Below are 6,624 nucleotides of genomic sequence, written 5' to 3' on the forward strand. Positions count from 1 at the left end.
TGGATAACGCTTTTAGACTTTTTTTCCCTCAAAAAGTGCCGACCATTGGAGTGATTGGGGGGAAATTTTAGGGACTTTTTCCCTGAAAATTAGGTAATTGACCACCTGAAAATGGATAAAACCCTACACCCCACACCCCACACCCCACACCCTACCCCCACGAAAAACTTTTTGCCGCAAACCCTAACTAAAGACTTTTTAGAAGCTGCATTGTTCAATTCCCAGAAATTATGAATTTAACCGTTAAAGATTTGGGTGAACAGGGATTGCTACCGATTCTGCAAAAATATTGTCCTGCGGAGATTATCGGTGATGATGGGGCGATTTTATCGATCAAAGAGGGTTACTCTCTCGTTGTCACCACTGATGTTTTAGTTAATAACGTCCACTTTAGCAATCTTACTACCTCTCCGGAAGATGTGGGCTGGCGAGCGGCGGCGGCTAATTTATCCGATTTAGCGGCTATGGGGGCAGAACCCCTGGGAATTACGGTAGGATTGGCTTTAACTCCCGATCTAGCCATCGATTGGCTAGAAGGACTCTATCGGGGTCTTAGCTCTTGTCTGCAAGTATATCAGACGGCGATCGTTGGTGGCGATGTCTGTCGGGCCACGGAGATTAACATCAGTATCACTGCCCTGGGACAAGTGGCAAAAAATGAAGAAATTAGACGTTTTAACGCAAAAGTTGGCGATAGTATCGTTATTACTGGTTATCACGGTTTATCGCGGGCTGGATTAGAGTTACTCTTTCACCCTGAAACCGGGAGGAATTTAAATTCCGCCCAAAAAAAGCGATTAATCCAAGCTCATCAACGGCCGCGACCGAGACTCGATTGCATACCACATTTACAAAAAATTGTCAAGCAATTTCCCATCGCGGGCATGGATAGCAGTGACGGGTTAGCAGATGCCATCATGCAAATTTGTCGCTGTAGTGGGGTTGGTGCTGAAATCGAGAGGATTCCCCTGCATCCAACCCTGAAAGAATATGTAGGAGCCGAAAAAGCTCTAGAATGGGCTTTATACGGCGGTGAAGACTTTGAGTTAGTTTTGTGTTTGCCCCCGGACAGTGCCAGAGAATTGCTCGAGAAAGTGGGGGAAGAGGGGGCGATAATCGGTCAAATTGTCCCCGGGAAAGAGATAAAATTAGCCGACGGTAGAAACCTCAGTTTAAGCTCTGGATTTCAACATTTTTAGCCTCTATAAATCGCCAAAACCTTTCTTTTTCTTGATTTTCTTTGGTTTTTTCGGGCTGCCACCTTGACCGCGGAACCCCGGTTGATTGCCACCCCCAAACATTCCGCCACCCATACCGGGCATCCCCGGCATAGCGGGCATTTGTCCCCGTCCCATCTGTTGCATCATCGATCGCATTCTGGTGAAATTAGCAATTAGTTTGGTCACTTCCGTTTCTGGATGTCCCGAACCTTTGGCAATGCGACGACGACGATTAGGAGACTTAGCCAATAAATCGGGGTTAGCGCGTTCCTCCGTGGTCATGGAATTAATCATCGCTTCCGTGCGTTTTAACTCTTTTTCGCCCTTTTCGATGTCTGTCCCGCTCAGTTTGCCTAGACCGGGGATTAACTTCAAGACTCCCCCCAGGGAACCCATATTTTTTAACAGCCGCATCTGTTTGAGGAAGTCATTAAAATCAAACTTAGCCTCTAAAATCTTGGCCTGCATTTTGGCCGCGTCTTCTAGGTCTAACTGTTCCTGAGCTTTTTCCACTAGCGTCAGGACATCACCCATATTGAGGATGCGACTGGCAAGGCGATCGGGATAAAATGGCTCTAAAGCTTCTACTTTTTCGCCAACCCCAACAAATTTAATCGGTTGTCCCGATATTTGCCGCACTGATAAGGCCGCACCACCGCGAGTATCGCCATCAAGTTTGGTGAGAATTGCCCCCGTGATGCCGATTTGTTGGTGAAAAGTGTTGGTAAGACTGGCCGCTTCCTGACCGGTCATGGCATCCACCACTAATAAAGTGTCGTCGGGCTTGACAATTTTCTTGATTTGTGCTAGTTCGCCCATCATCTGGGTGTCTATTTGCAAACGACCAGCGGTGTCGATGATAACGGTATCTACGCCCAATTCTTTGGCTTTTTCCACACCTTGACGGGCGATATCGACGGGATTAGCCTGAGAACCCATCTCGAAGACGGGAACATTTATCTGTTTACCGAGGGTGATTAATTGGTCAATGGCCGCGGGACGGTAAACATCGGTGGCCACCATCAGGCAGCTTTTGGACTGTTTGCGGAGATATAGGGCTAATTTGGCGGTGGCGGTGGTTTTTCCTGTCCCTTGCAACCCGGCCATTAAAATTACGGTGGGGGGTTTATCGGCCTGGGCTAGGGGAACGTTGCTTTCCCCCATAATTTTGACTAATTCATCATAGACAATTTTGATAAATTGCTGACCGGGATTGACTCCAGAAATAACTTCAGCGCCGAGGGCTTGTTTCTCGACCTCAGCAATAAATCCCTTGACTACCTGTAGGTTAACATCTGCTTCTAATAAGGCCCGCCGGACTTCTTTGAGGGTTTCTTGTATATTGGCCGAGGAGATTTTATCTTGACCTCGTAATTTTTTCCATGCGTCTTCTAAGCGGTCGGCCAGTGCGTCGAACATAGTTTCGGAATTAAATTTTTAACTAGATCGATTTTATCTCAAATGTCGGGGGAAGACCCCTGTTCTTAGCCTGTCATTAGTCCAGGGCCTGCATAGTGCAGCCACTCTCCCGGTGTAGGAGAGTGAGCAGCGGGGAGAGACAATCCATAATTGGGTTTTTAAAGTGCGATTTACTTACTAGCCACTCCTAAATCCTTCACTTCTAACTTTTGATTGCTCAAAAATAGTCGTAATTTCAACAAACTGAGAGTTTGACCGAGATTGAGGGGAAGGAAAGAAATGCCTTCTAAACGCGATTGTAACCAACCATCGCCCCAATACCATTCGTGATAGCCATCGATACCTTGACTCAAAAGCAAGCGTAAACACTGGTCATTGGCCAATAAAACCTGATGTTGTACGGGAATTAAACCTAACCAAGAGGTAAAAGTCAAACCTTCCTCTAATTTATCGGGTAGATTGGGCGAGAGCATTTGCGGCCACAGCCATTGACGGAGATGAGCAGTTTTGAGCAAACTATCCCGGATAGCCTGTTCACGGGCCGAGATTTCGATACGCAGCTGACTTTGTTGAAAATTGCCGAACATATTGTTGTCTGATAATTTTTGTTAAGTTAGTTAAAGAATAACTAAAAATCGGGACAGCGTTTTCCAAGGATAACAGTAAGTAGTATGGCAGATAAATTAATCCGCGCCACGGCCGCCGATGGCGGAATTAGAGTAGTAGGAGTGATTACCACTCGTTTAACCGAAGAAGCCCGCCAAAGACATAAATTATCTAACGTAGCCACTGCCGCTCTCGGTCGCACGATGGCATCGGCTTTACTCTTGGCTTCCAGTTTAAAAAAACCCGGTTCTAGGGTCAATATTCGCATTAAAGGCGACGGTCCCCTAGGCGGTGTTTTAGTTGATGCTGGACTCGATGGCACGGTGCGGGGTTATGTGGACTGTCCCCAGGTGGAATTACTCCCCAATGCTCAGGGTAAATTAGATGTGGGTCGCGCCGTGGGTAACAAAGGTTATGTGCGAGTCTTGCGGGAAGAAAAAGGTGAGGAGAGAAATGAACTTCAGGAAAGCATCGTCGAGATAGTTTCTGGGGAAGTGGGGGAAGATATCGCCTACTACCTAGACCAGTCGGAACAAATTCCCTCCGCTTTGCAAGTGGGGGTTTTTGTCGGTACGACCACAGGAGTAACGGCAGCTGGGGGAATTTTATTACAAGTTCTCTCGAAAGAGGCCGCCAGGGATGAGGTCTTGGTGGCTCGTTTAGAGTCGAGATTGCGAAAATTAACGGGATTTACACCCCTTTTACGAGCAGGAAAGGGTCTAGAAGATATTTTTCAGGAACTTCTCGGAGATATGGGTCTAGAAATTTTTCCAGCTGTGCAGATGCTGCGTTTTGATTGTGACTGCTCTTTTGAACGGGCCTTAGGAGCTTTAAAATTCCTTGGGGTCGATGAATTAAAAGACATTATCGAAAAGGATAAACAAGCGGAAGCCATCTGTGAGTTTTGCCAGGAAGTGTATAGTGCCAACGAGACGCAATTAATCCAATTAGTCGAGTCTCTACAAGCTGAATCTTGCTGAGAAGTTGGGCAATGAGCGCCCTTAGGGTAAAATCTATCTAAAATATCCGTCAGGGAGTCGTGAATGTTTAAAGGAAAAGAATTAACCAAAAATCTAGTCAAACGAGAATCGATTGACTCCCTGACTCGTTGGCCAGAGAAAACTAAGTCTTTTCTTTTTCTCTTTTGGTCTCGATACCAGCATCGTTTCACTTGGAAAGTTTGGGCGGCTTTATTTGTCGTCGTCTTTGGCGGTGTTGGCTTTCTCGCCACTTGGCAGTTATTAAATATGCAGAAGTCGCCCAATTGCCCAAAAATCTTCTGGCCTATTGCTTCTGCCTCCCTGCGTCTCTACTGCGCTCAACTTTCCGCCGATAGTCGCACCGTGGAGGGTTTACTCGCAGCAATTGCCCTAGTGGAAGCTTTACCCGATGACCATCCCTTGCGATCGCAAGTTAATCAACAGGTGGAAGAATGGGCGCGAGATATCCTGAATTTGGCTGAAAAAGACTATCAAGCGGGAAATTTACAGCAAGCGATCACTAAAGCTCGTCAAATCCCCAATAATATGGCAGTAGCGGCAATTATTGAAGAAAGAATCGCTAAGTGGCAAGGAACTTGGACGGAAGGCAACGATATCTTAAGCAAACTAGAGGAAAATCTCCGCGCTTCCAACTGGAATCAATCTTTCCGCCTAGCAGTGGATTTATTGAACTTAAATAACGAATATTGGGCAACGGTTAAATATAATGAAGCGCTCGCTAAAATTACCGTCGCCCGGGAAGATAGCAGTAAATTAGATAATGCCTTTAATCTCTTTGCCCGGGGCGGTCTCGACAATTGGTTGAAAGTCATCGAAGAAGCTAGAAAAATTCAAGCCAGCAGTTATGCCTATCAGGAGGCAGAAAAATTAATCGGGAAAACCGAGGATAAACTAAAAGAATACGCCGAAAGATTAATTGAGCGGAAGCAATGGCAAGCTCTCCGGGATTTGGCTAACCAAACCCCCAAAGACCTCAAAATTAAAGAAGATGTCACCGATTGGTCCCTCTTGTCCGCAGCGGCCTTAGATGCGGAAGCCGGCACGGTGGAGGGATTGGAAGCCGGCATACTGGGACTAGAACAAATCGACGCTTCTCGACCTCTCCATCAAACGGCCCTAGCTATGAGGGAGCGCTGGCAGTTACAGGTACAGGATCTAAGAATACTGTCCGAGGCTAGAGATTTAGCACAAGCAGGTACGATCGAGCAGTATAGCACCGCTATCGCGAAAGCGGGCGAGGTTCCCCGTAATAACCCCCTCTGGTCGCAAGCACAGCAGGAAATTGCCTCTTGGAATCGTCAAATACAAGTGATTGAAGACCGGCCGATTTTAGAACGGGCGCAGGAAATCGCTCTCCCCGGCGATATTAATTCCCTCAGTAACGCTATTATTCAGGCGCGGGCAATCGCTAAGAATCGGGCCTTATACCGAGATGCCCAAAGGGAAATTCGCGACTGGCAAGTGCGGATTGAACGCATGGAGGATCAACCCATTTTAGATCAGGCTCAAGCTTTGGCCAATCTCAAAGACTATAGCACAGCGATCGAAACTGCCAATCAAATTCCCCCCGGTCGCACTCTTTCCTCGGAAGCTTCCCAAAATATCCGTCGTTGGCGCCGAGAGTTGCGGGCCCGTCAAAATCTCCAACAGGCTAATCAATTAGCGGCGACGGGAACCGCAGAAGGTTTAACCCAGGCGATTGCTTTAGTTACCAATATTTCCACTAAAACCGATGCGGGTGTGCAACGGACTGAATTGCTGGAACGTTGGAGTTATCAGCTTTTGTCTTTAGCCACGGACCTAGCTAATAATGGCAGTTATCTGGAAGCTATTCGCCTTGCTGAATCCGTATCCCCGGAAAGTACCGCTTACAGTTCGGCTCGCTCCCAAATACGAGGCTGGCGCAATATTCTCCAACCTCCGGCCCCACCACCAATAGTTGAATCGACTCCCCTTTCCCCAGAGTCCCCGATAGAAGCACCAAGTCCGGGTCAATAATCAGTTTTAGGGGCTGTTTTTGCCGTGGATTACCCCTAAAAAAAGTCCCTCATCCCCAGGGGTCTGTCAAGTTAAATCTGTATTATACTAAATCCTGTTTACAAGGGATAGGATGGCGGGGGAGCGGGGAGAAACAATCCATAACTTGGGAGTTCATCGCACTATTCAAAACCGATTTAGTATAAATTGCCAACAAATAACCAAAGCCAATTTTAAAAAGATAATAAGTAGGTAGGCGTTAAAAATTATCAGACACCCCCCTTATCAAGGCTGTCCATTAGTCACATCTTTCTTAACATTTCAAACCTTTGTAGCACAACGCTTTCAAGACTCGGTTAACAATTTGTAATATTCCTTGTTGACACCCTTACTGACAAAGA

6 protein-coding genes are annotated in these 6,624 nt (G+C 46.8%); 4 read left to right on the forward strand and 2 right to left on the reverse strand.

The window, feature by feature from the left end; all coding sequences use genetic code 11:
- Positions 1–111: 111 nt before the first annotated feature.
- Entirely contained in the window at positions 112–234 is a 123-nt protein-coding gene (locus tag PX482_RS06105) for a hypothetical protein (RefSeq protein ID WP_288024429.1), read from the forward strand.
- Positions 231–1,199 carry a thiamine-phosphate kinase gene (gene thiL / locus PX482_RS06110; protein ID WP_288024402.1) on the forward strand — a complete coding sequence of 323 codons (969 nt, stop codon included), beginning with the start codon at positions 231–233 and terminating at the stop codon, positions 1,197–1,199. Before PX482_RS06105 ends, thiL begins: the two co-directional genes overlap by 4 nt.
- Positions 1,200–1,202: 3 nt before the next feature.
- On the opposite strand, the gene ffh is transcribed toward thiL, so the two are convergent.
- Positions 1,203–2,639, reverse strand: coding sequence for a signal recognition particle protein (ffh, locus tag PX482_RS06115; protein ID WP_002759594.1), 1,437 nt, complete (start codon positions 2,637–2,639; stop codon positions 1,203–1,205).
- Positions 2,640–2,809: 170 nt separating this feature from the next.
- Positions 2,810–3,226, reverse strand: coding sequence for a hypothetical protein (locus tag PX482_RS06120; RefSeq protein ID WP_002759593.1), 417 nt, complete (start codon positions 3,224–3,226; stop codon positions 2,810–2,812).
- An 84-nt stretch (positions 3,227–3,310) separates the two neighbouring features.
- Here PX482_RS06120 and hslO point away from each other — a divergent pair, with 84 nt between their 5' ends.
- Complete coding sequence (gene hslO, locus PX482_RS06125; protein ID WP_002759591.1) at positions 3,311–4,225, forward strand: Hsp33 family molecular chaperone HslO; 915 nt, start codon at positions 3,311–3,313, stop codon at positions 4,223–4,225.
- Between the two features lie 63 nt (positions 4,226–4,288).
- The gene (locus PX482_RS06130) at positions 4,289–6,244 is read left to right on the forward strand and encodes a hypothetical protein (protein WP_002759589.1); all 1,956 of its coding nucleotides are present in this window, start codon (positions 4,289–4,291) and stop codon (positions 6,242–6,244) included.
- Positions 6,245–6,624: the final 380 nt, after the last annotated feature.

This window comes from Microcystis sp. M53602_WE12, assembly GCF_030065455.1.
GTDB classification, from domain to species: Bacteria; Cyanobacteriota; Cyanobacteriia; order Cyanobacteriales; family Microcystaceae; genus Microcystis; species Microcystis aeruginosa.

What these genes read in the sequence shown, in the direction of transcription:
- PX482_RS06105 (WP_288024429.1), top strand. Translation starts at nt 112, where the DNA reads ATGGATAAAACCCTACACCCCACACCCCACACCCCACACCCTACCCCC.
- hslO (WP_002759591.1), top strand. Translation starts at nt 3,311, where the DNA reads ATGGCAGATAAATTAATCCGCGCCACGGCCGCCGATGGCGGAATTAGA.
- ffh (WP_002759594.1), bottom strand. Translation starts at nt 2,639, where the DNA reads ATGTTCGACGCACTGGCCGACCGCTTAGAAGACGCATGGAAAAAATTA.
- PX482_RS06130 (WP_002759589.1), top strand. Translation starts at nt 4,289, where the DNA reads ATGTTTAAAGGAAAAGAATTAACCAAAAATCTAGTCAAACGAGAATCG.
- thiL (WP_288024402.1), top strand. Translation starts at nt 231, where the DNA reads ATGAATTTAACCGTTAAAGATTTGGGTGAACAGGGATTGCTACCGATT.
- PX482_RS06120 (WP_002759593.1), bottom strand. Translation starts at nt 3,226, where the DNA reads ATGTTCGGCAATTTTCAACAAAGTCAGCTGCGTATCGAAATCTCGGCC.